The organism is Moritella sp., assembly GCF_013215705.1.
In the GTDB taxonomy this organism is placed as follows: domain Bacteria; phylum Pseudomonadota; class Gammaproteobacteria; order Enterobacterales; family Moritellaceae; genus Moritella.
In genome coordinates, this window is sequence record NZ_JABSQR010000007.1 from 57,751 (window position 1) to 80,978 (window position 23,228).

At 41.5% G+C, this 23,228-nt stretch carries 20 protein-coding genes, 1 pseudogene and 1 riboswitch; of the genes and pseudogenes, 10 read left to right on the forward strand and 11 right to left on the reverse strand.

All coding sequences use genetic code 11. The features are described from left to right. The first annotated feature begins 152 nt into the window (after positions 1-152). A complete protein-coding gene (locus tag HRT96_RS04830) occupies positions 153-1,691 on the forward strand; it encodes a PAS domain-containing methyl-accepting chemotaxis protein (RefSeq protein ID WP_293153000.1) in 1,539 nt (512 codons plus the stop codon). Positions 1,692-1,804: 113 nt separating this feature from the next. On the opposite strand, the gene aqpZ is transcribed toward HRT96_RS04830, so the two are convergent. Together aqpZ and HRT96_RS04840 are read right to left on the reverse strand one after the other, a co-directional pair. After that, complete coding sequence (aqpZ, locus tag HRT96_RS04835; protein WP_293153003.1) at positions 1,805-2,506, reverse strand: aquaporin Z; 702 nt, start codon at positions 2,504-2,506, stop codon at positions 1,805-1,807. Between the two features lie 111 nt (positions 2,507-2,617). After that, positions 2,618-2,758: a hypothetical protein gene (locus tag HRT96_RS04840; protein ID WP_293153006.1), complete on the reverse strand. Its 141-nt coding sequence runs from the start codon at positions 2,756-2,758 to the stop codon at positions 2,618-2,620. A 142-nt stretch (positions 2,759-2,900) separates the two neighbouring features. Between HRT96_RS04840 and HRT96_RS04845 the strand changes: the two genes are divergently transcribed. Beyond that, a complete protein-coding gene (locus HRT96_RS04845) occupies positions 2,901-4,814 on the forward strand; it encodes an ATP-dependent DNA helicase RecQ (protein WP_293153009.1) in 1,914 nt (637 codons plus the stop codon). 114 nt (positions 4,815-4,928) lie between these two features. Here the strand turns inward: HRT96_RS04845 and tpx are convergent. Both tpx and nagE read right to left on the reverse strand, forming a co-directional pair. Further along, positions 4,929-5,270 (reverse strand): annotated as a pseudogene (gene tpx, locus HRT96_RS04850) (thiol peroxidase); the annotation flags it as partial. Positions 5,271-5,390: 120 nt separating this feature from the next. Continuing rightward, positions 5,391-6,845, reverse strand: coding sequence for an N-acetylglucosamine-specific PTS transporter subunit IIBC (nagE, locus tag HRT96_RS04855; RefSeq protein WP_293153012.1), 1,455 nt, complete (start codon positions 6,843-6,845; stop codon positions 5,391-5,393). A 291-nt stretch (positions 6,846-7,136) separates the two neighbouring features. Here nagE and nagB point away from each other — a divergent pair, with 291 nt between their 5' ends. The 5 genes from nagB to ribB all read left to right on the forward strand — a co-directional run bounded on the left by nagB (position 7,137) and on the right by ribB (position 11,915). Further along, positions 7,137-7,946, forward strand: a complete 810-nt coding sequence (nagB, locus tag HRT96_RS04860; protein WP_293153015.1) for a glucosamine-6-phosphate deaminase — start codon at positions 7,137-7,139, stop codon at positions 7,944-7,946. A 4-nt stretch (positions 7,947-7,950) separates the two neighbouring features. Then, positions 7,951-9,087, forward strand: a complete 1,137-nt coding sequence (gene nagA / locus HRT96_RS04865) for an N-acetylglucosamine-6-phosphate deacetylase (protein ID WP_293153018.1) — start codon at positions 7,951-7,953, stop codon at positions 9,085-9,087. Between the two features lie 2 nt (positions 9,088-9,089). After that, positions 9,090-10,313, forward strand: coding sequence for an ROK family protein (locus HRT96_RS04870; RefSeq protein WP_293153021.1), 1,224 nt, complete (start codon positions 9,090-9,092; stop codon positions 10,311-10,313). A 145-nt stretch (positions 10,314-10,458) separates the two neighbouring features. Further along, on the forward strand, positions 10,459-10,788 hold the full coding sequence (gene yciH, locus HRT96_RS04875) for a stress response translation initiation inhibitor YciH (protein WP_043993643.1): 330 nt from the start codon (positions 10,459-10,461) through the stop codon (positions 10,786-10,788). A 108-nt stretch (positions 10,789-10,896) separates the two neighbouring features. Beyond that, positions 10,897-11,152: riboswitch (FMN riboswitch) on the forward strand. 109 nt (positions 11,153-11,261) lie between these two features. Beyond that, positions 11,262-11,915 (forward strand): 3,4-dihydroxy-2-butanone-4-phosphate synthase, encoded by a 654-nt coding sequence (gene ribB / locus HRT96_RS04880; RefSeq protein ID WP_293153024.1) that lies wholly within the window; start codon positions 11,262-11,264, stop codon positions 11,913-11,915. A gap of 64 nt (positions 11,916-11,979) precedes the next feature. On the opposite strand, the gene HRT96_RS04885 is transcribed toward ribB, so the two are convergent. Both HRT96_RS04885 and HRT96_RS04890 read right to left on the reverse strand, forming a co-directional pair. Further along, positions 11,980-12,378 (reverse strand): hypothetical protein, encoded by a 399-nt coding sequence (locus tag HRT96_RS04885; RefSeq protein ID WP_293153027.1) that lies wholly within the window; start codon positions 12,376-12,378, stop codon positions 11,980-11,982. Positions 12,379-12,398: 20 nt separating this feature from the next. After that, on the reverse strand, positions 12,399-13,484 hold the full coding sequence (locus tag HRT96_RS04890; RefSeq protein WP_293153030.1) for a bifunctional diguanylate cyclase/phosphodiesterase: 1,086 nt from the start codon (positions 13,482-13,484) through the stop codon (positions 12,399-12,401). Positions 13,485-13,567: 83 nt separating this feature from the next. On the opposite strand from HRT96_RS04890, the gene HRT96_RS21920 reads away from it, so the two are divergent. Further along, on the forward strand, positions 13,568-13,855 hold the full coding sequence (locus tag HRT96_RS21920; RefSeq protein ID WP_366051210.1) for a VOC family protein: 288 nt from the start codon (positions 13,568-13,570) through the stop codon (positions 13,853-13,855). After that, positions 13,852-14,007, forward strand: coding sequence for a hypothetical protein (locus HRT96_RS04895; protein WP_293153033.1), 156 nt, complete (start codon positions 13,852-13,854; stop codon positions 14,005-14,007). Before HRT96_RS21920 ends, HRT96_RS04895 begins: the two co-directional genes overlap by 4 nt. 282 nt (positions 14,008-14,289) lie before the next feature. Here HRT96_RS04895 and HRT96_RS04900 read toward each other — a convergent pair whose 3' ends face one another. Both HRT96_RS04900 and HRT96_RS04905 read right to left on the reverse strand, forming a co-directional pair. Continuing rightward, a complete protein-coding gene (locus tag HRT96_RS04900; RefSeq protein ID WP_293153036.1) occupies positions 14,290-16,806 on the reverse strand; it encodes an FtsX-like permease family protein in 2,517 nt (838 codons plus the stop codon). Further along, the gene (locus HRT96_RS04905; RefSeq protein ID WP_293153039.1) at positions 16,803-17,576 is read right to left on the reverse strand and encodes an ABC transporter ATP-binding protein; all 774 of its coding nucleotides are present in this window, start codon (positions 17,574-17,576) and stop codon (positions 16,803-16,805) included. The genes HRT96_RS04900 and HRT96_RS04905 overlap by 4 nt, the downstream gene beginning before the upstream one ends. On the opposite strand from HRT96_RS04905, the gene HRT96_RS04910 reads away from it, so the two are divergent. Next, entirely contained in the window at positions 17,575-18,201 is a 627-nt protein-coding gene (locus HRT96_RS04910; protein WP_293153042.1) for an arylesterase, read from the forward strand. The two genes, HRT96_RS04905 and HRT96_RS04910, sit on opposite strands and share 2 nt — an antisense overlap. Before the next feature lie 244 nt (positions 18,202-18,445). On the opposite strand, the gene HRT96_RS04915 is transcribed toward HRT96_RS04910, so the two are convergent. From HRT96_RS04915 to HRT96_RS04925, 3 genes are all read right to left on the reverse strand, one after another. Further along, a complete protein-coding gene (locus tag HRT96_RS04915) occupies positions 18,446-20,917 on the reverse strand; it encodes a DNA polymerase II (protein WP_293153045.1) in 2,472 nt (823 codons plus the stop codon). 742 nt (positions 20,918-21,659) lie between these two features. Beyond that, a complete protein-coding gene (locus tag HRT96_RS04920; protein WP_293153048.1) occupies positions 21,660-22,436 on the reverse strand; it encodes a hypothetical protein in 777 nt (258 codons plus the stop codon). A gap of 133 nt (positions 22,437-22,569) precedes the next feature. Next, positions 22,570-22,983, reverse strand: a complete 414-nt coding sequence (locus tag HRT96_RS04925) for a hypothetical protein (protein WP_293153051.1) — start codon at positions 22,981-22,983, stop codon at positions 22,570-22,572. Positions 22,984-23,228 lie beyond the last annotated feature (245 nt).

A 23,228-nucleotide genomic window follows, 5' to 3' on the forward strand; every position in this document is an offset into this window, starting at 1 on the left:
TGCGATAAATGTTCTATTTTATGGCTTACAGTGTGATGTAAGTCACAATTTGTAGCTTGAACTGTAAACCATATTGTAGTCTATTGATTCTCCTCAATTTATTATACAACCAGCATATTAATTTATGCTGTCTTATGAGCTAAAGGGAAGAAATGACTCATACAACAAATAAAGAAAGAACTTTCTCATCGTCAGTACAATTAGTCTCTATCACAGACCTTGATGGAAGGATCACTTACGCGAATAATGAATTTTGTACTATTGCTGGATATACGCTTAAGGAATTAGTAGGCCAGCATCACAATATCGTTCGTCATCCATCAATGCCTAAAGACGCTTTTTCAGATTTATGGGAGAAGCTAAAACGCAACGATTCGTGGCGAGGTATGGTTAAAAACCGTTGTAAAAATGGCGATTATTATTGGGTAGATGCGTACGTAACGCCCGTCTATGACAATAACAAAGTAGTCGGTTATCAATCTGTTAGAACGCTACCAAGTGCCATACAAAAACAACACGCTCAGAAACTATATGATACATTAAACAACAAAAAGTCAATTTCTGATTTTAAAACCAACATTCACTTGCGAAGAATGATGGCGGTAGTGGTTATTATCGCAGCCTTCCTCATTAACTTTGTATATACCGAGTCTATGCTGTCATCAATAGTGCTACTCATTTCTATTGGTCTTATTTCCCTGCTGTTTACTCAAGAACTGTTTCTGTTTCCCAACTACGTCAGTAAAACTAAAATTTTATTTGATAGTCCGTCACGTATTATTTTTTCAGGCAATGGCGTATTAGGTATTATCACTTATCCATTAGAGCTCTATAAAGCGCGGATCAGAACCATACTAGGCAGAAGCCAAGATTCTGGGCGAAAACTGGTCATACTAGCCTCAGAATTAGAACATGCATCCCAAAAAATGCTGGAAGGTATACAAGAAGAAAACTCACAATTAACCCAATTTTCGACAGCAATTACCGAAATGAGCTCGACCATTGAAGAGGTCAGTGTTAATACTAACCAAACCCATGATAAAGTTTTAGTTGTACAACATGAATGTCAGGCAAACATCCAAATTATCGAACAAAGCCAAGGTAAAATTGATGGTTTAGTTACTGACGTTGATAAAGCCGCCTCAAATGCCCTTGAACTAGTTGATGATGTAAATAATATTTCAACAATTATGACCGAAATTCAAGGGATCGCCGACCAAACTAACTTGTTAGCACTCAATGCCGCAATTGAAGCAGCCAGAGCTGGCGAACAAGGTAGAGGCTTTGCCGTCGTTGCTGATGAAGTCAGAAACTTAGCGAGTCGAACTCAAGAAGCGGCAGTTCAGATCCAAAATTCAGTGGTTGAATTACAAAATACTTTAACCACATGGAGCAAGGTTATGCTGACCAGTAAAGCTAACGCGGAAGAATGCAGTGAAGATAGCTCGAAAATAAAACAAGCAATGGAAAACATTATCATCAATGTTGACGGTGTGAGTGATATGACAGCACAAATAGCGACCGCGGCTGAAGAGCAAAGTATCGTCGCCCATCAAATCACGAAAAGTATTCATACTATCGATGGTATTTCTAAGCAAAATACCTTATATGCCAATCAAGTTCATCACTATGGTATTGAAGTAAACAAAAGTGCGGAAGATATTGAAAAATTAAGCGCTACATTTAAATAATACGTAAAAAGTTGTCCCACTAAGTCTTACTCTCCGACTTAGTGGGACAATTACAGAAAATATTTATTGAATTACCCTTACAACTTATTAATATGAATACATTAAATAGTTAATTAGGCTTTATCTTCGCTTTCAAACCAACGGTAAACGATACCCGCTAAGATTGCGCCGACAATCGGTGCAACCCAGAATAACCATAGCTGCGACAATGCCCAATCACCTTGGAAAATAGCCACACCGGTACTACGAGCAGGATTAACCGAGGTATTGGTAACTGGAATGCTGATTAAGTGGATCAAGGTTAAACCAAGACCAATTGCAATCGGTGCAAAGCCTTGTGGCGCGCGTTTATCCGTTGCCCCCAATATAATAATTAAGAACATGAACGTCATGACGATTTCTGTCACTAATGCTGCGACTAACGTATAACCACCTGGAGAATGTTCTCCATAACCGTTTGATGCAAAACCAGCAGAAGCATCAAAACCAACTTGACCACTCGCGATCACATATAAGGTCGCAGCACCGGCAATCCCCCCTAATACTTGCGAAAAAATATAAGGCCCGAGCTCTGCAGCAGAGAAACGCCCGCCAGACCAAAGCCCGATTGAAACAGCAGGATTTAGATGACAACCCGAAATATGCCCAATCGCAAACGCCATGGTTAATACAGTCAGACCAAATGCCAGTGATACCCCTAATAGTCCGATACCGACATCTGGAAATGCAGCGGCTAGCACAGCACTACCACAACCGCCTAGAACTAACCAAAATGTGCCAATAAACTCAGCAGCCAGCTTTTTTGTTAACGTCATGATTAAATCCATATAATAGTGTCAAAACATTCACTGATCATAGTCTAAAATGTCAGTTTTGCGCCCATGTTAATTTGCCCTTGCCACATTAGATCAGCATCAACTAGCCACTTACTCTATTGCCGAAAAATCACTTGTGCCAAAACTGTATCCACCAAACGGAGCAACAAATACCTCAGCGGCAGCAATTGCAGAGTGCATCAATGCACTAATCGATAGCAAACTAGCACCAAATTGTTGCTTATATTTCATAATGCACCCTGTAATATCGTGATTGACTGTTAAAAATATGCATTGCCACTGCTTTATCCCCATCTACAGGATCACTTTTTCAACAAAAAACTATATACTCCCCTGCTCAACCGCCTTTGGTTTCATAATACGAGAGACAGATATGCTGCACCAGACGTTACAACACTATTTTGGCTATGATCAATTTAGAGAAGGCCAAGAAGCTGTCATTAACAGTATTGTCAGTGGCAATTCAAGTGCAGCCATCTTTCCAACTGGCTCAGGTAAATCATTATGCTATCAGGTATCAGCGTTACATTTACCTCACTTAACCTTAGTTATTTCGCCGTTATTAGCCCTGATCCAAGACCAGCTATTGTTTTTAAAGAAACATAACGTCGCGGCGGCTAAAATTGATTCGAGCATGTCTGTCGATGAAGTCAGAGATACCATGTCAAAAGTCCGTGAGGGCGAAGTAAAGATCTTAATGATCTCGGTTGAACGTTTGAAGAATGAACGCTTTCGTAAATTCATCAAGCAAGTACCGATTTCATTATTAGTGATCGATGAAGCTCACTGTATTTCAGAATGGGGCCATAACTTCCGCCCCGATTACTTGAAACTGCCGCAGTACCAAAAAGAGCTAAACATTAAACAAGCTTTATTATTAACGGCAACCGCGACACCCTCGGTGATTAAAGACATGGAAACCAAGTTTAATATCAAGCCAGAAAATATCATACAAACTGGTTTTCATCGCGCTAATCTTAGTTTATTAATGCACCCTATTGCCCAAGACAAAAAACTGCATGCGCTAACTCGTTGGCTAGGTAAAAAGGCCGGACAAGCATCCATTGTCTATGTCACCTTGCAAAAAACTGCAGAAGAGCTAGCCAGTGCCCTGCAACAAGCGGGGATCGAAGCCGTGGCTTATCACGCGGGTATGCCCACCGAGATACGCGAAGAAGTGCAGCAAAGCTTCATGCGTAATGGCATCGACTGTATTGTTGCAACTATCGCCTTCGGGATGGGTATCGATAAAAGTAACATCCGTAACGTCGTGCATTTTGATTTGCCTAAGTCCATCGAAAACTACAGCCAGGAAATTGGCCGTGCGGGTCGTGACGGTAATGATTCACAATGCCTGGTATTAGCCAATTTAGATAACCAAAGTATTCTTGAAAACTTCGTTTACGGTGATACACCCGAGCTCAATGGCATTGAAACGGTACTTAGCGAAATCCAAGCTGCTGGGACTGAATGGGAACATACTTTATACGGGTTATCGATGAGCAGTAACTTGCGCCAAGCCCCATTAAAAACCTTACTGGTGTATTTAGAAATGCAAGGCATCATCAAGCCACTGTATTCGTATTTCGCCGAATACCGCTTTAAATTTTTAAAAGATCCGGCGCAAATACTCAGCCAGTTTACTGATGAAAAACGCGTATTTATTGAAGAAATATTTAATGCATCACCGGCGAAACGCACTTGGGCAACGGTTAACTTTGAACGTATGAGTGAAGGTTATCAAGAACAGCGAAGCCGTGTGATTACCGCGTTAGAATTTTTACATGAACGCAATAATATTGTCCTTGAAAGCAAGTTAATGACCGATGTATATCAGATATTGAATTCACGTTTTGATAGTCAACAATTAGCCGAAACACTGCATCAACAATTTGCACATAAAGAACAAAGTGAAATTAAACGCGTGCATGCGGTAGGCCAATATATTCAGAGTTCGCAATGCTTGAGTAAAGGTTTATCAACCTACTTTGGTGATGAAAAAGCGCCAGAACAATGCGGTACTTGCTCTGTCTGTCAGGGACGCATTGCACAGTTGCCACAACCCGCCAGCATGCCACCGCTATCGATAGAGCTCGTTGTCGAACTAAGCCAAGCATTTATTAATGCTTGCAACAAACAGCCTACGCCAGTATTAATCACGCGTTTCTTATCCGGCATCAGTACCCCGTTATTTATGAAAATGAAAGCGAAGAAGATCAGTAATTTTGCCGCGCTGCAAGCCTATCCTTATCAGCAAGTATTAACCTTGCTCACCAACAACCAGTAAAATTTTCTACACGCATAAAAAATAGCGCTACAGATCCTGCAGCGCTATTTCATATTCATTATTCCAAATTAAATTTGAAACGTGAAGCCATTATTGATTCTTAATCAGTAATAACTATAGTGCTTTAAGCGCTAGCTCATAGTTAGCTTCATCTGTGATTTCAGCCACTAATTCACTGTGTGTCACAACACCTTCAGCATTGATACATACTACAGCACGCGTCGTTAAACCACGTAATGCACCATCAGGAATAGCAACACCGTAAGCTTCTGCAAACTCAGGACTGCGGAATGTTGAAGCATGTTGCACATTAGCAATGGCTTCAACTTCACAGAAACGACCCGTAGCAAAAGGAAGATCTGCAGAAACACATACCACAACTGTATTTTCTAATGTTGCAGCAGCTTCATTAAATTTACGTACGCCAGTAGCACATACAGGCGTATCGGTGCTTGGGAAAGTGTATAGCTAAATTTTGTAAGTATTCGTAATCAAAAAAAGGGCGATGCATTAAATGCATCGCCCTTTTTGTACCTAAAGATTAACTACCAAGTAGCCAACCTCATGAGAAGGATATTAAACAAGTTTCTTAAGTGCATTAGCAACGAATTCAACTTGTGGACCAATCACGACTTGTACCGTAGTTTTACTTGGCTTGATCACACCTGGTACGTGGCGCTTAAGTTCAGCGTCATTTACAAGTGCAGAATCTTTTACGTCAAGGCGTAAACGTGTTGCACAGTTATCAACGTGTACTATGTTGTCTTTACCACCCACCAGTTCAAACACTTTAGCCGCAACTTCAGCGTGTGAAGCTTTACCCGCTTTAGCAGGAGCAACTGACTCTTCGCCTGCATCTTCACGGCCTGGCGTTTTAAGGTCAAACTTAACGATGATAGCGCGGAATGCAACGTAGTAGATTACGAAGAATGCTGCACCTTGAACCACTAGCATGTACCAATTAACAGCAAGTGGGTTACGTGAAGATAATACTAAATCAACCAGACCCGCACTGAAACCGAAGCCTGCAATCCAATGCATAGATGCCGCAATAAATACCGAGATACCAGTTAATAATGCATGTAGCACGAATAGTACCGGCGCCACAAACATGAATGAGAATTCTAATGGCTCTGTCACACCCGTAAAGAATGTAGCGAAGCCAGCCGCCATCATGATTGACATTACTTTCGCTTTATTTTCCGGTTTAGCGGTATGCACGAATGCAAGCGCCGCACCTGGTAGACCAAACATCATGATAGGGAAGAAACCAGCTTGATACATGCCAGTAATACCCACAGTTGCAGCGCCATTAGCAAGTGATTTTGCACCGCCAAGGAAGTTAGGGATATCATTAATACCTGCAACATCAAACCAGAATACTGAGTTAAGTGCATGGTGAAGACCAACCGGAATCAGCATACGGTTAAAGAACGCGTAGATACCAGCACCAGTAGGACCCATATCTTTAATGCTAGTACCAAAAGTAACCAGACCATCAAAAATAATTGGCCAGATGTACATCAGTACAAATGACAGACCCATCATGACAAAAGAAGTAATAATTGGCACTAAACGACGGCCGCTAAAGAAGGTCAGCGCTTTATGCAACTCAACTTCACTGAAACGATTATATAGTTCAGCGGTGATAACACCCACTAAAATACCAACAAACTGGTTATTGATTTTATCGAATGCAGCAGACACTTGGTCAGCACTCACACCTTGGATTGCAGCAACTGAACCCGGTGAAAGTAACGTTGTTACCACTAAGAAGCCAACAAGACCAGCAAGCGCGGCTGAACCGTCTTTGTCTTTTGACATACCGTAAGCAACACCAACAGCAAACAATAATGACATGTTATCAATAATCGCAGCACCCGATTTGATGAAAAATGCTGCAAGCATATTTTCACCGCCCCAAGCGATTGGGTCAATCCAATAACCAATACCCATTAATACCGCAGCAGCAGGTAGCACTGCCACTGGAACCATTAATGCACGACCAATTTTTTGTAAATAGCTAAACATACAGCCATCATCCTTATCTAAGTTTAAAATCCAATCAAATGTTTCGTTCTTGTTATGAAACTGTAGCAGTTCCATTAAAAGAACAGACTTTGTACTTACTCCACAACTTATTTCGTAATGTAAAGTAAGATGGCGTTAATGACAAACCAAATTCACTTTTAATTGCCTACAGTGTGATCTATTTCAACGATTTGAGCAGAAAAAGGCAAGTTTTGATAGCTGGATCCTAAAACTTAATTTACAATTGAAAAAAAGAATAGTTCACCACCAAAAAATTATAGAGAGTATCACATGAGATTAATTCCTTTACTTACTCCAGCCCAAGTTGGTCGCTGGAGCGCTGCTTACATTGTTGGTAAAATTAACGCATTCAACCCAACCGCAGACAAACCATTTGTATTAGGCCTGCCTACCGGTGGTACTCCGTTAACAACTTATAAGGAACTGATCAAACTGTATCAAGCAGATGCCGTAAGCTTTGAGCATGTAGTTACGTTTAACATGGATGAATATGTCGGTATAGATAAAGATCATCCAGAAAGCTACCGCACATTCATGTACAGTAACTTCTTCAAGCATGTGAACATTCAAGATGAAAACGTTAACTTGTTAAATGGTAATGCAGAAGATCTTGAAGCTGAATGCCAGCGTTATGAAGATAAAATTAAGCGCTACGGCAAAATTAACCTATTCATGGGTGGCGTAGGTGTTGATGGGCATATCGCATTTAACGAACCTGCATCATCACTGGCTTCACGCACACGTATCAAAACATTAACACAAGACACGCGTATGGCTAATTCACGGTTCTTTGATAACGATATTAGCCAAGTACCAAAACTAGCACTGACGGTTGGCGTAGGGACATTATTAGACTCACAAGAAATCTTGGTGTTGATCACTGGCCACAACAAAGCATTAGCACTTGAAGCAGCTGTTGAAGGGTGCGTAAACCACCTTTGGACTATCTCTGCGCTACAGTTACACCCAAAATCAATTATTGCGTGTGACGAACCCGCAACGATGGAATTAAAAGTTAAAACTGTACGCTACTTTAAAGAATTAGAAGCACAGAACATTCAAAGCTTTATTGCGGAGTAAGTCCATGTATGCACTCACTAATTGTACTATCTACACAAACGACAGTGTGTTAACTGAGCACTGTGTAATTGTCGATGGTGAATACATTCATGACTTGGTTGCTGTCGAAAATTGCCCAGCAGATATCGAACGTATTGACCTTGCCGGTGCAAGCTTAACAGCTGGTTTTATTGATTTACAACTCAATGGTTGCGGTGGTGTATTGTTTAATACCGATATCAGTATTAACACCCTTGAAATCATGCAACAGACCAACGAGCGCTTTGGCTGCACTAGCTACTTGCCAACATTGATCACGGCTACCGATGCAGAAATGAAGTCTGCGATTGAAACCATGACGGCGTATTTAGAAAAACACAGCAACCAAGCACTCGGCTTGCATTTAGAAGGTCCTTACCTGTCTACAGCGAAAAAAGGCATTCACAGTATTGACCTTATTCGCCACAGTGAGCAAACGATGATCGACCATATCTGTACCCACAGTGCAGTGATCAGCAAAGTAACCTTAGCACCAGAAAATACTGACGCGGCACACATTGCACAGTTAACCGCAGCAGACATATTAGTATCAGTTGGTCACACTAACGCAACGTACACCGAATGTATGCAAGGTTTTGAAGCCGGTGCACGTTTTGCGACGCATTTGTTTAATGCCATGAGCTCAATTACGGGTCGTGATCCTGGTGTGGTTGGTGCAATTTACGATCATAAAGACGTTTACGCCGGTATTATCGTTGATGGCCACCATGTCGATTACGCCAATGTACGTATGAGCCATAAATTAATGGGCGAAAAATTAGTCTTAGTGACAGATGCAGTCGCGCCAGCGGGGGCCAACATCGAATCTTTTGACTTTGTAGGTACAGAAGTGTTCTATCGTGATGGTAAATGTGTTGGTGCCGATGGTACACTAGGCGGCTCAGCATTAACTATGATCGAAGCAGTTGAAAATACAGTGAAACATGTTGGCATACCGCTAGCTGAAACACTGCGTATGGCAAATCTATACCCTGCAAAAGCCATTGGTGTAGACGATAAACTTGGCAGCATTGCAAAAGGCAAAGTTGCGAATTTAACAGCCTTTAATGCCGACTTCACAGTTATAAAAACCATTGTAAACGGACAAGTGAAAAGCTTCTAATTATGAAACATAGCCCAGTCGCCAATATTGAATTTATTAAACAAGTCAATACCGCCTCTGTTTATCGCCTTATCGATGAACAGAAGCAAATTTCACGTGTTGATTTAGCCAAACTTAGCGAGCTAGCGCCTGCAAGTATTACTAAAATGACACGCCAATTAATGGCGGCGGGGTTAATTAAAGAAGTTGCACAACAAGCCTCTACGGGTGGTCGACCGGCCATCTCACTCACCTGTAAAATAGATCCGTTCATCTTTTTAAGTTGTAAACTGGGTCGTAATAATTTATCCATCGCCTTGCATGACATTGCAGGCACTAAGCTGACCGATTACCGAGTCGCTTTAGACTCTGCTCCCAACAACGATGTGATCCCGTTTTTAATAGCACAAATAGCAGACTTCATTAGTGCTAATATTAATCCTGATAAACAACATCTGATCGCTATTGCGGTAACATCACCCGGCTTGATCGACCGTGAATCAGGCACAATTGTGTATCTACCAAAACACAATTTGAAAGATATACCGCTCGGAAAGATGCTCACTCAAGAGTTTAATGTGCCTGCTTATATTGCCAATCATACCCAATCTTTATCATTAGCAGAGTTATACTTTGGTGCTGCGCAAGATTGCCAAGACAGCGTATTATTGTCTGTGCATGATGGTGTTGGTTCCGGCATTATTAATAACGGTAAAATTTTTACTAACTACAATAACCAAGTCGGTGAAATCGGCCATATCCGTATTGATCCGCTGGGTTTACCTTGCCACTGTGGCAGTCATGGTTGTTTAGAGACTATAGCCTCTAATGAAGCGATCCTGAAACAGATCAAAGGGTTAATTAAGCAAGGTCATGAAACCTGTCTAACGCCCGAAAACTTGACCATCGAAGCGATTTGTACTGCTGCCAATGACGGTGATGAATTAGCGGTACAAGTACTGCTACGGGTGAGTAAATTACTCGGTCAAGCAATTGCAATCATAGTTAACTTGTTTAACCCACAGAAAGTATTAATCAAAGGTGAGATCGTGGCTGCAAAAGCACTCATTTTCCCGATGATTGAACACACTGTCCAACAATATGCTTTAGGTAGTTTCGTACCGAACCTGGTGATTAATGAAGCTAAATTTCAGAACGAGCCATCAATGGCTGGGGTTGCGCTAGTCCGCAAATCGCTATTAGAAGGCAGCCTACTGAGCCACATTATTCATAAGCATCGCGCTTAATCTAGGCAGTGACGGTACCCAAGTGACTTCAGCGCGTTGGGTTTACCTTCACCGTCTTGGTTATCATTTTCATTTTTGTTTGTTATAATCATACCAATTCAGCCAAGCTGACCACCCTTTTAAATTATTGCTAATGAGTATTGATATGCATTTCGATGACAATATCCGCATGGTTTTCTCCACCGAAAGCGGCCGTATAAAAGAAGAAAAACAAGTTGAAACGGCGCCGGAAGGTGATGGAATAGTGCGTATTCGCCGCGAAACCAAAGGCCGTAAAGGTAAAGGCGCGACAACAATTAGCGGTATCGAATTACCAGAAAAAGAATTAAAAGCACTAGCCAAAGAATTGAAAAAGAAAAGTGGTGTTGGCGGCAGTGTCAAAGATTTCATCATCGAGATCCAAGGTGATCAGCGAGATATGGCCAAAGAATTTTTAGAGAAAAAAGGCTATACCGTAAAACTCGCAGGCGGTTAATTGCAATGTTATCAATACACATAGTCACCTTTTTAAACACTTGTCATTTCTTCAAAATAAGCGCACCATAACTCTATTCGCGAGTAATAAAATAAATTATCTCGACGATATAATTCTCAGGGCGGGGTGTAATTCCCCACCGGCGGTAATAATAAGGTGGACGATCCATTAAGTCACAATCGTAACCTTATTTCAGCCCGCGAGCGCCTAAGCTACTTATGATTTATAAAGTCATCTGATTTAATAAAGTCATCGTTTAGGGTCAGCAGATCTGGTGAACGCTATGCCTCATAGCCTAGTCCAGAGCCGACGGTAATGAACATATTCATCGAGTATGTCTAAGTCCGGATGAGAGAGAATGTAAGATGCGTTAACGTCTGCCTTGGTCGATGGTTAATCACGCACTTCTAATTCTGCACGCCCTGATTCTGGAACCCAATATTTTATATAGTTGTATATTAAGGATTTAAACCATGAATCAGTCTTTACTTTCCCCTTTTGGCGATGCTATCACGCGAGTTGAAACAGCACTAACAGCATTACGTTTAGGCAAAGGGGTTTTAGTTGTTGATGATGAAGACCGCGAAAATGAAGGCGATATGGTGTATGCGGCTGAATCGCTTACCAATGAACAAATGGCGCTACTGATCCGAGAAGGCAGTGGTATCGTGTGTGTTTGTTTACCTGACGAACGGGTTAAACAGTTAGAACTGGCACCTATGGTCGAGAACAACTCAAGCCAATACGGTACTGCGTTTACTGTCAGTATTGAAGCCGCCGTGGGGGTTACAACGGGTGTATCTGCCGCCGATCGCGTAACAACCATTAAAGCCGCTATTGCAGATGGCGCTGTACCTAGCGATCTGGCCCGTCCAGGGCATGTTTACCCGCTACGCGCACAACCGGGTGGTGTATTGACCCGTCGCGGCCATACCGAAGGCACTATCGATTTAATGAAACTAGCAGGGCTAAAACCCGCTGGTGTATTGTGTGAAGTAACCAATCCAGACGGTACCATGGCGCGTTTACCTGAGATCATCATTTTTGGTGAAAAGCACGATTTACCAGTATTAACGATTGAAGATATTGTCACTTATCGTAATGCACAGTTAGAACAAGTAGGTTAATCGTTTTAAATAATAAAAGGCACTGTAATTACGCTTATTAGCTTCTATTAACGCTCATTTATCGTTAAACATCAGTGCCTTTATACATAGAAACCTTGATAAAAAACACCATAAACAACAAGTCATTTAAGCCATAAATGGTATAAAACATACCGGCAAATAAATCTGTTTCGTACAGACTAAATAAGTTATTTGTGGTTAACCAATACACCCATGCGCCCACGTATACCAGCTTTTCTATCGCAAAAACTGCAACTAACAAACGAATATTACCTTTGGTCATCGCCGCAGCAAAATATGCCAGTCCCCATACCATAATAATGACTAAACCAAAGTTAGACATCACAATAGGGTCAGCGTCATTAAGGGCCGTATTACTAAACAATTTAGAGAACGTCAGTACCCCTCCAATATTAACCAGCGCAGCTAATATAAGGCCATATTTAATTACCGTTTTATTCATGACAACTTCCTTATTCTTCATTAGTTCATACAAGGTTCATTTAACGTTTTAAAAAATCTTGTTATAGCCCCAGCCTCAAGCGGTTTACTAAAATAGTAACCTTGCCCATATTCACAATCCAATTTTTCCAACAGCATTGATTGTGATGCGGTCTCAATCCCCTCTGCGACAACGGCTAAATTCATCCTATGCGACATTGTTATTATTGTTTCAATTAAAATTTCATCACGTGCATTACCGATCTCATTAACGAACGAACGATCAATCTTTATTTTATCCAGTTGAATACGAGACAAATAGCTAAGGCTTGAATAACCCGTACCAAAATCATCCAACGCGATTTTAATTCCCATTGCTCTAAACTGGGCAATTGTTACTAATGCTTCGTCGCCACCATCGAGTAACACAGATTCAGTATCATATTTTATTAATGTAGTCGTAATCATCTGAATTAGCTCATTATCTTGTAACTGTATTGGTGATATATTTACAGCTACTTCATTAATATCAATTCGCTCGTCACTACGCCATACGGCTAACTGACGAATAGCTTCACATAGAACCCAACGGCCAATATTAATAATCAATCCCGTTCTTTCAGCCAATTCAATAAATTGCAGTGGCTCCACTAAACCTCGACGAGGATGTTGCCAGCGGACTAATGCCTCCGCTAGTTCATATTTACCCGTTTTAAAATTAATAATAGGTTGATAGTGTAACCGTAGCTCACCACGCGATATTACATGACGCAACTCAACCTCAAGCTCGAACCGCTCATGACCTGCAGTTTCCATTTCAGGTTTAAAGTAATTAATCTGACAGGCTTTATTGCCCCCTACTTTGGCAACCGCTAAATCAGCAAAATGCATCAATTTACTTGCATCTTTTATGGTTAACTCATGGCTGAGTACAAAACCACAACGCGTCTGGCAAGCGTAAAAAATAATTCCTAATTGAATCGGTTCGGAGAGCGACGCTAAAATATAATTAATTCTATGGTCTAAAAAATCGCGCTTGTGAGAAGGAATAATATAAACAAATTCATCACCACACCAGCGGCCCACCACTTCATCGTGTTGGCACAATGATAGCAATTTATTAGCCATTTCTACTAATAATCCATCACAAACATCATCGCCAATTTGGCTTTACCATTGAGCAACAATACCACGATGAAGCATGTTCTATTGTGTTACTCCATAGCCAAAATACACACATTGAACTGTTTGTATTTTCCGACACTGTAAAGTCACAACATCATGACACGTTAATTTATCTCAAAGCCATTGGCATCCGTCATTTAGCCATTGAAGTTGATAACGTCACTACGATGCACGACACATTATCAATAAGCACAACCGTAACCCCAATTAAACAAGCTCGATTGGGTTCGTTTAATTATTTTTTCTGCTATGACCCCGATGGCAATCAAATTGAAGTTCTTAACATTAATAATGGAATTAAAGGAATAATATGATCAGATTAACATGGAAACAAAAAATTGGTGCAGTCACCGGTAATGCCTTAGAGTTTTATGACATTGCTGAGTATGTCGTGTGGGGAATATTCGCATTATGCTTTTTAGTGCGACCACTCGGTGGACTGGTGATTGGCGATTACCGCTATTAGTCGGTGTATTAAACACCCTAATGAGCCTTTATTTCCGCTTATCACTACCAGCATTACCACCCGTTTAAACAGTTATTCGACCAATGCAGCGTTCGCGATTAATTTTGCGTATATTTATGGTTACAATCATTGGTGCTGTCATATTTTACACCCAAAACTTTGCCAGTAAAATGATTGGTGAAGAATTAGCGATTACTAACTTACCACTAATTAATTCATCGTTTAGCGGTGCTACGATCAAGGTCATAGCACCGCGGCTACGGTGAATAAAACACGTTCAAACTACATGGTCCGTCTAATTAACGTCACACTCGACATATTTAATAAACGCCAGCAACTAAGCAAACCAATCAGGCCGACAAAAATCGCGCCAGCACCGATCCCTAACAACCAATACTCAAAGTGGAAAGTCCCCGGCATCTCAAAGATACGGTTTTGTAAAATATACACACCCAGCTCCATGGCAATACTTGCCATTAATCCAGCCAACGCCCCTAAAGCGACAAATTCAAACAACACACTATTACGCAGTAAGCGGCCACTCGCGCCAAGCGTACGTAAGATAGCAAGTTCACGTTCACGCTCTTCCATACTGGCTTGTACCTGTGCCACCAACACTAAACTGCCCGCCAGTACCACTAGCACCAAAATAAACTCAATCGCAATCGACACCTGCCCTATCACACTTCTTAATTGGGTAATAATGGCATCCACATCAATCAAGGTAATGGTTGGATATTGAGTTAAGAAATCCTGTAATGCATCTTTCGCATCGTCCGGCACATATAACGAGGAAATATAGGTCGCAGGGAAGTCCGCCAGCACATGTAGGTTGAAGACCATGTAAAAGTTAGGCTGCAGCGTTTGCCAGTTCACTTTGCGAATACTGCTCACCAGTACGACGATTTCTTCACTGCCCAACTGGAAGGTTAAGTTATCCCCGACCGCGACATCTAACTTATCTGCTAATGTCGATTCGATAGACACTAACGCGCGGGTGTCTTCTGGTTGCCACCAGTTACCTGCAACTAAACTGTTTTCATAAGGTAATGCATCACGCCACGTCAGGTTTAACTCACGACCCACACCACGGCGGCCATTATCAGCAGACTTGGTTTCTTCCTTACTCACACGTTTGGTCACTTGGTCATCATTGATTTTGGTTAACCGACCGCGAACCACAGGAAAAAGACCACTGGATTCGATACCTAACGAAGCAACAAAATTGTCCACTGGCTCAACTTGGCTAGCGGTAATATTGACTAAAAATCGGTTGGCACTGTTATCCGGTAATTGCTTCTGCCAATCATCAATCAGGCCATTCTTCATGACCACGATAATCAATAACAACTGAATAGCGATGGTAAAACTGATTAATTGCACCGCATTTTCATTAGCGCGACGTTTTAAATTAGCTAATGCTAAATGCCATGACTTACCCGCCTTACTACCTGCAGAACGTCCTGCCGACATAAACAAGCGACCAATCACTAACAACACGAATGCCACCAGCATGCCGCCAATTAATAACGCCGCACTGAGCACTGCATCTTGGCTAAACAAATACAACAGCGTAAAAATAGCCAATAACGACGGCACAGGATTCATTAACCGCGTGAATAAACTGTTATTGGCATTATCATCACGACCACGTAACAGGGTCATAGGCGAAGTCTGTACCAACTCTCTTAATGGCGTAATAGCAAACGCAACAGCGCAAATAATGCCAGTGACAATCGCAACTAAGAAAGGATAGGCCATATTACCGGTGGTCGAGGTATCAAGGTAATCGCGCATAGCATACAAGCCAATATTCAATATCAAATAACCCACAACCAGCCCTAAACTGATACTCAGAACACTGAGCAGTGACCAATGCAGACAATACAGCTTAGTCACATACCCCTTGGATGCGCCCATCGCTTTAAATACCGCAACCACTGATTGATGGCGCTGACTATAACGACGACTGGCCACCGCGACAGCGACAGATGCTAAAACAATACCCAGCATACTGGCTAATGATAAGTATTTATCCGCTTTCGTTAACGCTCTCGCTAAGGGTGAGTTTTGTGATTTGATATCATACCAACGCTGGTTATCAGTCAACTGTGGTTTGAACCATTGCTCAAATGCAGTGATATTGTCGGCGTCTCCGGCGAACAGGTATTTATAACTTAATCGGCTACCGGGTTGGATTAATTCTGTCTTCTGTATGTCTTGAGCATTAATAAACACCACAGGGCCCGAACTAAACACACTAAACGACGCATCCGGTATTTGGGTAATAATCCCGGTGACTTTAAAACGCTTAACCCCAACTTCAATGCTATCGCCCAGCTTAATATCTAACAGCCTTAATCCCTTCGCCTCTAACCAAGCCTCCCCGGATTTTGGCGAGTTAGATGCAATCGCTTGGGTGGAATCTAACGACGGACTCACCAATAATTCACCGCGTAGTGGGTAATTGGCCGAAACCGCAGACAAGGCCGCCAGCGCCATCTTTTCGTCGGTAAACACCATTGATGACATTTGGATCTGCTGGGCTTGGATTAATTCTAAACTGCTCGCTTTGGCTAATACGGCAGGATCAATGACACTGCCGGTATCCAATACTCGGTCAGCCGCAATAAAAGTACTGCTCTCAGCCGTTAATGCTTGTTTAACGCGGCTAGAAAATCCAGACAAGGCAAATACTGCAGACACAGCCAGTACGATGGCCAACAAGATAATGGTCAGTTCCCCGCGCTTTAACTCGTGTTTTAATAATCGCAGCGAATGAATGCGCCAATAACTCATAATGACCCACTCAACGGCTGTGTAGTTCCTGAAGGTTCAGCAACTACACATTTTGTAACGACAGTTTCGGCAATGATAGGGGCAACATTGGCTTCACTTAGCTGGCCACTTTCCATGATCACTTGACGCTGACAACGCGCCGCTAATTTCGGATCATGGGTCACTAAAATCAAAGTGGTGCCCTGCTGCTTATTAATTTCAAACAACAAATCTGCAATGTGAGATCCAGTTTTAGTGTCTAAGTTACCCGTTGGCTCATCGGCAAATAAAATATCCGGTTTCGAAATAAATGCACGCGCAATCGCCACACGCTGTTGCTCACCACCAGAAAGCTGCGAGGGGAAATGCTCGGCTCTATCGACTAAGTCGACTTTGGCTAATAATTCTCGCGCTAATTGTTCTGGGTTGTCCATACCAGCTAACTCTGCTGGTAACATGATATTTTCCAACGCAGTTAAACTATTGATTAATAAGAACTGCTGAAAAATAAACCCAACATGTTTAGCGCGAACCGCACTGCGTTGCTCTTCATTAAATTGGTGCAAGGGCTGATTTTTTAGAAAAACTTCACCGCTCGAAGGTAAATCTAGCCCCGCTATAATAGACAATAGAGTAGACTTACCTGAGCCAGACGCGCCAACAATCGCTAATGAATCACCTGCTACCACAGTTAAATCCATCGGATATAAGATATCGAGGGTTTTAGCCTCTGTTTTAACTGATTTAGTTAAGGCACTTACTTTTAATATAACGTCGGAATTTAGCTTCATGTTTAAAAATGCCTTTAAAGTATTATTATTGATGGTTATCTTGTTACCTGCAGCACATGCCACAGCTAACCATAAAATTTTGTTATTGGGTGACAGCCTTAGTGCCAGTTATGGTATGACACAAAGCGAAGGCTGGGTAACCCTGCTTAATCAAAAGCTCTCTAATCAAAATGCCCCGTATAACATTATCAATGCCAGTATCAGTGGTGAGACTACCGCTGGCGGCCTGTCTCGCTTACCGGGAATTTTGGCTAAGCAATCAATTGATGCACTGATCATCGAACTCGGTGGTAATGACGGTTTACGTGGTTTTCCGCCTAAGTTAATCAAAAGTAACCTGACGCAAATGGTGGATCTCGCACACGCGCAGAATATTCCCGTGTATGTGATGAGTATTCGTATTCCACCTAATTATGGCCCACGCTACAGTAAAATGTTTACTGATGTATTTACCCAAGTTGGCAGTGAAAAAGACATTACCGTGTTGCCGTTTTTCATGGAAACGATCGCCGTAGATCCAAGCCTGATGCAAAATGACGGTATTCACCCCAACCGCACCGCCCAACCTAAAATTGCCGATATCATGTCAAAACAACTCGCGGCTATTTATCAAGAACGAAACTAACCCAAACAATCTGTCACGAACAAGTCGGTTCCAAAACCAGCATGAACTTATGCTAAGACATACTGGTTTACCTCTATTACGAATAACGGAGTAACTCACTAAGATAAACCAGTTTCTATTTATGTGTCAGGATGGATTTCACAAATGCGGGTAAAGTACTGTCAGGACTTTAGTTTTAAGGACTATTATTTTAAGGACTGTTGTTTTAAGGACCGCGGTTTTAAAGACAATGCTTTAAGGACTGTCAAAACAGTCCCATTTGCTGATCGGTTATCAAATCAAAGCTCAAGCCAATAAAGGGCAAGATACCATCGGCAATGGGTTTAATTTGTTTTTCAATATAATGCTCAAAATCCAAGACTGAATGTTGATGCTCGACCGCTTCAGGGCCATTCAGGGTGAGCACATAACTGATCCATGCTTTGTGCTGATAACGTAACGGTTGCCCTAATTGCCGGTTTTTTTCATCAGCGGCGCGCGCTGCTTTTACGTGGGGCGGCACGTTTTTCACATATAGCGCTAATTCTTGGCGCAAACGTTTACGGTAAACCAGCTTGTCGTTAAATTCACCCGCTAAGGTTTTCTCGACAATTTCCAGCACGTAATCTTCGACCGCAATATTATGGAATACCCGATGGTATAACTCCATCTGGAACATCTTAGCTAAATCAGTCCAATCGGTGCGTACGGTTTCCAGCCCTTTAAAGATCAGCTTTTCCCCGTCTTTAGTATGCACTAATCCGGCATAACGTTTTTTACTGCCTTTATCCAAACCACGAATGGTGGGCATTAAGAACTTGTGATAATGCACTTCGTATTCAATATCTAAGAAACAATCGATATCGTAATCTTCACGTAATAGTTGCTGCCATTGTTGGTTAATATACGCCGACAGCTCTGCACCCATGCGGTCGGCTTGTAAACCGCGATCAGCTGACGACCCACTATAACCGTCGGTAAATTTAGCGGCATCGAGTAATACAAACGTCGAATCGGTATCTCCGTAGATAACCTTGTACCCTTTGGCTTCGATCCAAGCCGCAGTGGTTTGCATGATCTCTTGCCCACGCATGGTGATCGACGAGGCTAAACGGGTATCATAAAAACGACAGCCGCCTGATCCTAACACCCCATAAAACGAATTCATTAAGATCTTAATTGCTTGCGAACGTGCGGCATCCTTGTCACGTTTGGCTTGATCACGCTGCGCCCACAGTTCGGTAATAATATCAGGCAGGTAATGTTTATCCCGATCAAACAAACCACCACGGAAACCGGGTATCGCCTCAGTTGGGTTCTGTACCCCTTCTAGCAGCCCAACCGGATCAATTTTGAACGTGCGGATAATCGACGGATACAGACTTTTGAAATCCAGTACGATCACATGATCATACAATCCCGGAAATGAATCCATGACGTAACCGCCAGGGCTTGCCATTACCCCACTCTCGCGTAGATTAGGGGCGATATAACCAGCACGGTGTAACTTAGGCAGGTAGACATTGGTGAACGCCAATACCGACCCACCGTTACGATCTAATTCTAATCCGGTTAACTGCGAGCGTAATAACAAGAAATCTAACAACCTCGTTTTAACAAAAATATCCCATACTAATACGCAATCTTGCAGGTTGTATTTCGCTAGCTTGACCTTGTTAAAATGAAAGTCGTGGTTGATCTGTTCCATGCGGTTATCAACATCATCAGTATCTTTACCGACACCGAGTATTTCTTGTGCCACGTTTTCTAAACTAAAACTGGGGAAGTTATAGGTGGCGGTTTTTAGACTATCAATGCCATCAACCACTACCCGACCATGTAAGGTTAAAAAGCCTTGTTGTTGTGGGGTTCGGCCATCACGCCAATGCAAGTTTTGACCACCGCGACCCAGCGCTAATTTAAGGTTATGGAAGGTGGCACGTTGGGCTAATAAACGGAAATCAAAGTTAATCACGTTCCAGCCAATAAAAATGTCGGGATCGTAACTGATCACGAATGCTTGCAATGCCAGTAATAAACTTTTTTCGTCAGCAACCCAATGGATTAACGGCTCGCTTTCGGGATCTTGCGCTAAGTCTTTCTCAGCTTTTGTTAGGTCTTTATCAAGAGGTTCGCCAATCATGTATACCCGTTTAAAAGGCTGACCGTCAGCGCAATAGGCTGGGCTTAATGAATACAAACCAATAGAGTACAACTCACCGTGTTCGGAGCACTCTATATCCAATGAGATCTGTTTAATTTTGTCGACTAAGTTGTCTGGCAGTTCAGCCGGTTTAAGCTGTGCTTGTTGAAATTCAACATAACCTCTACGTTGCACTGGCGTACCAGTGAACTCAACAGCCCCTTTAACAAACCGTTCCATTAAGTAACGTTCTGCTGGGCGAATGTCTGCTTCTAATACCGTGACTAGCTTACGTCTTAATAATTCTTGTGCGCGGTGAAAGTCATGCGAGGTACGGAAATAAAAGGCACTCATGAACTCTAAATCAAAGCTGCGCATTTTCAGGTTTTTATACGTAAAACGCGGATTCAATTCACTTAAACAAGCTAAGGCCGTGGTAAGTTGATCTTGAGGAATGAACATCACCAACGGCTGGGTTGCCGGGATCAATTTAACCGCACCCATTTCAGATGCTAACCAGTAACTTAATTCATTGTTACCATTACGATCACGGCTATGGCGCGATAATAAAAAACCCAGATATGTAGCTGACAAAATTAACCAGAAAAAGTAGTTTAAGACTGGTTAAGTGTACAGCATTTTTGTAGGTGTGAAAATGGCTCTTACAATACGATAGAAATACATATTGTAAGAGCCATTTTCACTATGCTAGATTAAAAACCAATTTATTAACTCAATTTAGTGAGGTGATTAAACCAAAAATTGGTTCATTATCTCTAATCAAGATATACCCCTCCCAACCATGGAAAGCCTCCCAAGTGGCATCGCTTGTTCTTATAAATAAGAGACAATCGCCATCTTTATGCATATCTTTTAATGTATTCCATTCCGCATTCAAGCGTCCAAATGGAATTACCTTCATTCCATTTTCAGTATCGATCTTTACTGTTTCTTTTTTTCTACAGCCTGAATTGATTGCGGCTCTGATAGTGTAACTTCAAGATCAAAATAAGACTTAACCTTATCAGTGTCACACGTAACAGATGAGAAAGCTAAGCTACTCCAGAAAAAAAGTACCAAAAAAAAGTAATTATTTTTCATGTTAATACCTATTCGTAAAGTCTGATCGAATTGTGATCAGCCCTATATGGTTCACCAAAATTTGTACTCATAAAATCATTTGTTATATTTATTACAGGCGTCTCAAACTTACGTTTATTAAAAATATATCCAAGTGTCGAACTAGGTTGTAGTGCATGGTCAGCTTCATGAAATAATATCCTATAAACTTTAAACCTTTTACATCAACCCCTAAATTTGATAGTTCAGCAACAACTTATTTTAGCGTTACAGTAACAGAGCGTTTTAATCCTGTATCTAACGTAATATTGTTGCCGCCTTGAGTGGTTGGCAATACACCCGACAACTTTGCCGTAATAGTCATATCCACCTGACAGTGATCATAACCTGCCACCAACTGCGCCTCACTTGCACCAAAGACGATATTAAGTGTGTCGCTATATTGGCCGCTACTTATATCCTTGGGCAGACCATCTAGTTCCGGCAATGCCTCCTGACGATAATCGCCCTGTCCGTTACTGCACACTAGCGCCTGCCCCAATAATTTATAGCTAACATTATCTTCCACTGCCCAGTTTACGGCGATAGTTTCATTACTGTAACTTGCAGTTGGAGTAAAAGGTAAAGGGAGCTTGGTAATACGCTCAGATGCAATTAATGCATTATCTCGACTAAAGGTGACTGATAACTCACTGATTACAGTTGAATGCTGAATTGATGCAGTATGATATTGACCAGAACTGTAGATCACGTCAGTTTCCGTGCCATCCACTGATACCGTTAGTTTATCCAGTGCATCAAGTTTGAGGTTCTCAGAGTTACGATCCTGAATACTGGCACTGACATATAATTCGTTATCAGCAATACCATATACAGAAACATACAGCTTCAGTTCATTTGTAGGGTAATCACTGCTTTTATTCAGCGCCACCAAAGGTGAAAAAGGGGTATTTTCACTACCACAGGCGGTGAGTAGTAAAGTTGTTAAACTTAATACTATAAGCTTGTTATAGTTATTGGGTTTGTAAAACATAATCATCCTTAATTAATGTTTGTTGTTTGATTTTATCTGTTCACCAACCCTTTGATTACACGGGGCCGACCAACATTACTAATAATTTCATTCGTACTATAGATAAACTCACAATTTACATATCTTTTATGAATTAATTTACAAGCCAGCTATCCGTTTTTGTTTTTAAAAGTAAGGTTATCTTTTCATAAGTTTCACGAGAAATTTGATTCCTATAAAGATGATATTGAAACTGTATACCACGATAGCTGAAGCGCATAATGCAACTATCGACTATCTCATCATATCCGCTGCAACTACCCACATAGCGCAAAGAATCATTACTTCTTTTTTCAAAAAGCGAGCTAACGATCGAACTTTCAACGCCAACTACAAAACCATCAATTAAATCTTCATGAAAAGGATTATTATCATATGGGCCTGTTCTTTCAAAAGCTGCAATCTCTAAATATGGCACCTGACTTTCTCTTAAAGGGTTATCAATATGCAATATAGAGCTAAGATTATGAGGGAACATATCCGCTGATAAATTCAAGTCATCATTCACATCAAATTTAATCCTAATGCTACACTGACTACTATCTAGTCCATCTCCATACTCGTCTTAACTGCGGGTCCTACAAGCCTCGATACTAATGCTTTAAAAAAATAAATTGCCCTTCTTTTTGAATAATAATGCCTTATATTCCCAAGCAACATATTCAAAATTTACGTTTACCTCACCGAAAAACGAACAAAGTGTAAAGATATAAAAAATACCCAGCCGTACATCTTATTCCTGCGAAGCCGCCA

Bases quoted from the DNA above. Each gene is read 5' to 3' on its own strand.
- HRT96_RS04830 (WP_293153000.1), top strand. From the start codon at position 153: ATGACTCATACAACAAATAAAGAAAGAACTTTCTCATCGTCAGTACAA.
- aqpZ (WP_293153003.1), bottom strand. From the start codon at position 2,506: ATGACGTTAACAAAAAAGCTGGCTGCTGAGTTTATTGGCACATTTTGG.
- HRT96_RS04840 (WP_293153006.1), bottom strand. From the start codon at position 2,758: ATGAAATATAAGCAACAATTTGGTGCTAGTTTGCTATCGATTAGTGCA.
- HRT96_RS04845 (WP_293153009.1), top strand. From the start codon at position 2,901: ATGCTGCACCAGACGTTACAACACTATTTTGGCTATGATCAATTTAGA.
- nagE (WP_293153012.1), bottom strand. From the start codon at position 6,845: ATGTTTAGCTATTTACAAAAAATTGGTCGTGCATTAATGGTTCCAGTG.
- nagB (WP_293153015.1), top strand. From the start codon at position 7,137: ATGAGATTAATTCCTTTACTTACTCCAGCCCAAGTTGGTCGCTGGAGC.
- nagA (WP_293153018.1), top strand. From the start codon at position 7,951: ATGTATGCACTCACTAATTGTACTATCTACACAAACGACAGTGTGTTA.
- HRT96_RS04870 (WP_293153021.1), top strand. From the start codon at position 9,090: ATGAAACATAGCCCAGTCGCCAATATTGAATTTATTAAACAAGTCAAT.
- yciH (WP_043993643.1), top strand. From the start codon at position 10,459: ATGCATTTCGATGACAATATCCGCATGGTTTTCTCCACCGAAAGCGGC.
- ribB (WP_293153024.1), top strand. From the start codon at position 11,262: ATGAATCAGTCTTTACTTTCCCCTTTTGGCGATGCTATCACGCGAGTT.
- HRT96_RS04885 (WP_293153027.1), bottom strand. From the start codon at position 12,378: ATGAATAAAACGGTAATTAAATATGGCCTTATATTAGCTGCGCTGGTT.
- HRT96_RS04890 (WP_293153030.1), bottom strand. From the start codon at position 13,484: ATGGCTAATAAATTGCTATCATTGTGCCAACACGATGAAGTGGTGGGC.
- HRT96_RS04895 (WP_293153033.1), top strand. From the start codon at position 13,852: ATGATCAGATTAACATGGAAACAAAAAATTGGTGCAGTCACCGGTAAT.
- HRT96_RS04900 (WP_293153036.1), bottom strand. From the start codon at position 16,806: ATGAGTTATTGGCGCATTCATTCGCTGCGATTATTAAAACACGAGTTA.
- HRT96_RS04910 (WP_293153042.1), top strand. From the start codon at position 17,575: ATGTTTAAAAATGCCTTTAAAGTATTATTATTGATGGTTATCTTGTTA.
- HRT96_RS04905 (WP_293153039.1), bottom strand. From the start codon at position 17,576: ATGAAGCTAAATTCCGACGTTATATTAAAAGTAAGTGCCTTAACTAAA.
- HRT96_RS04920 (WP_293153048.1), bottom strand. From the start codon at position 22,436: ATGTTTTACAAACCCAATAACTATAACAAGCTTATAGTATTAAGTTTA.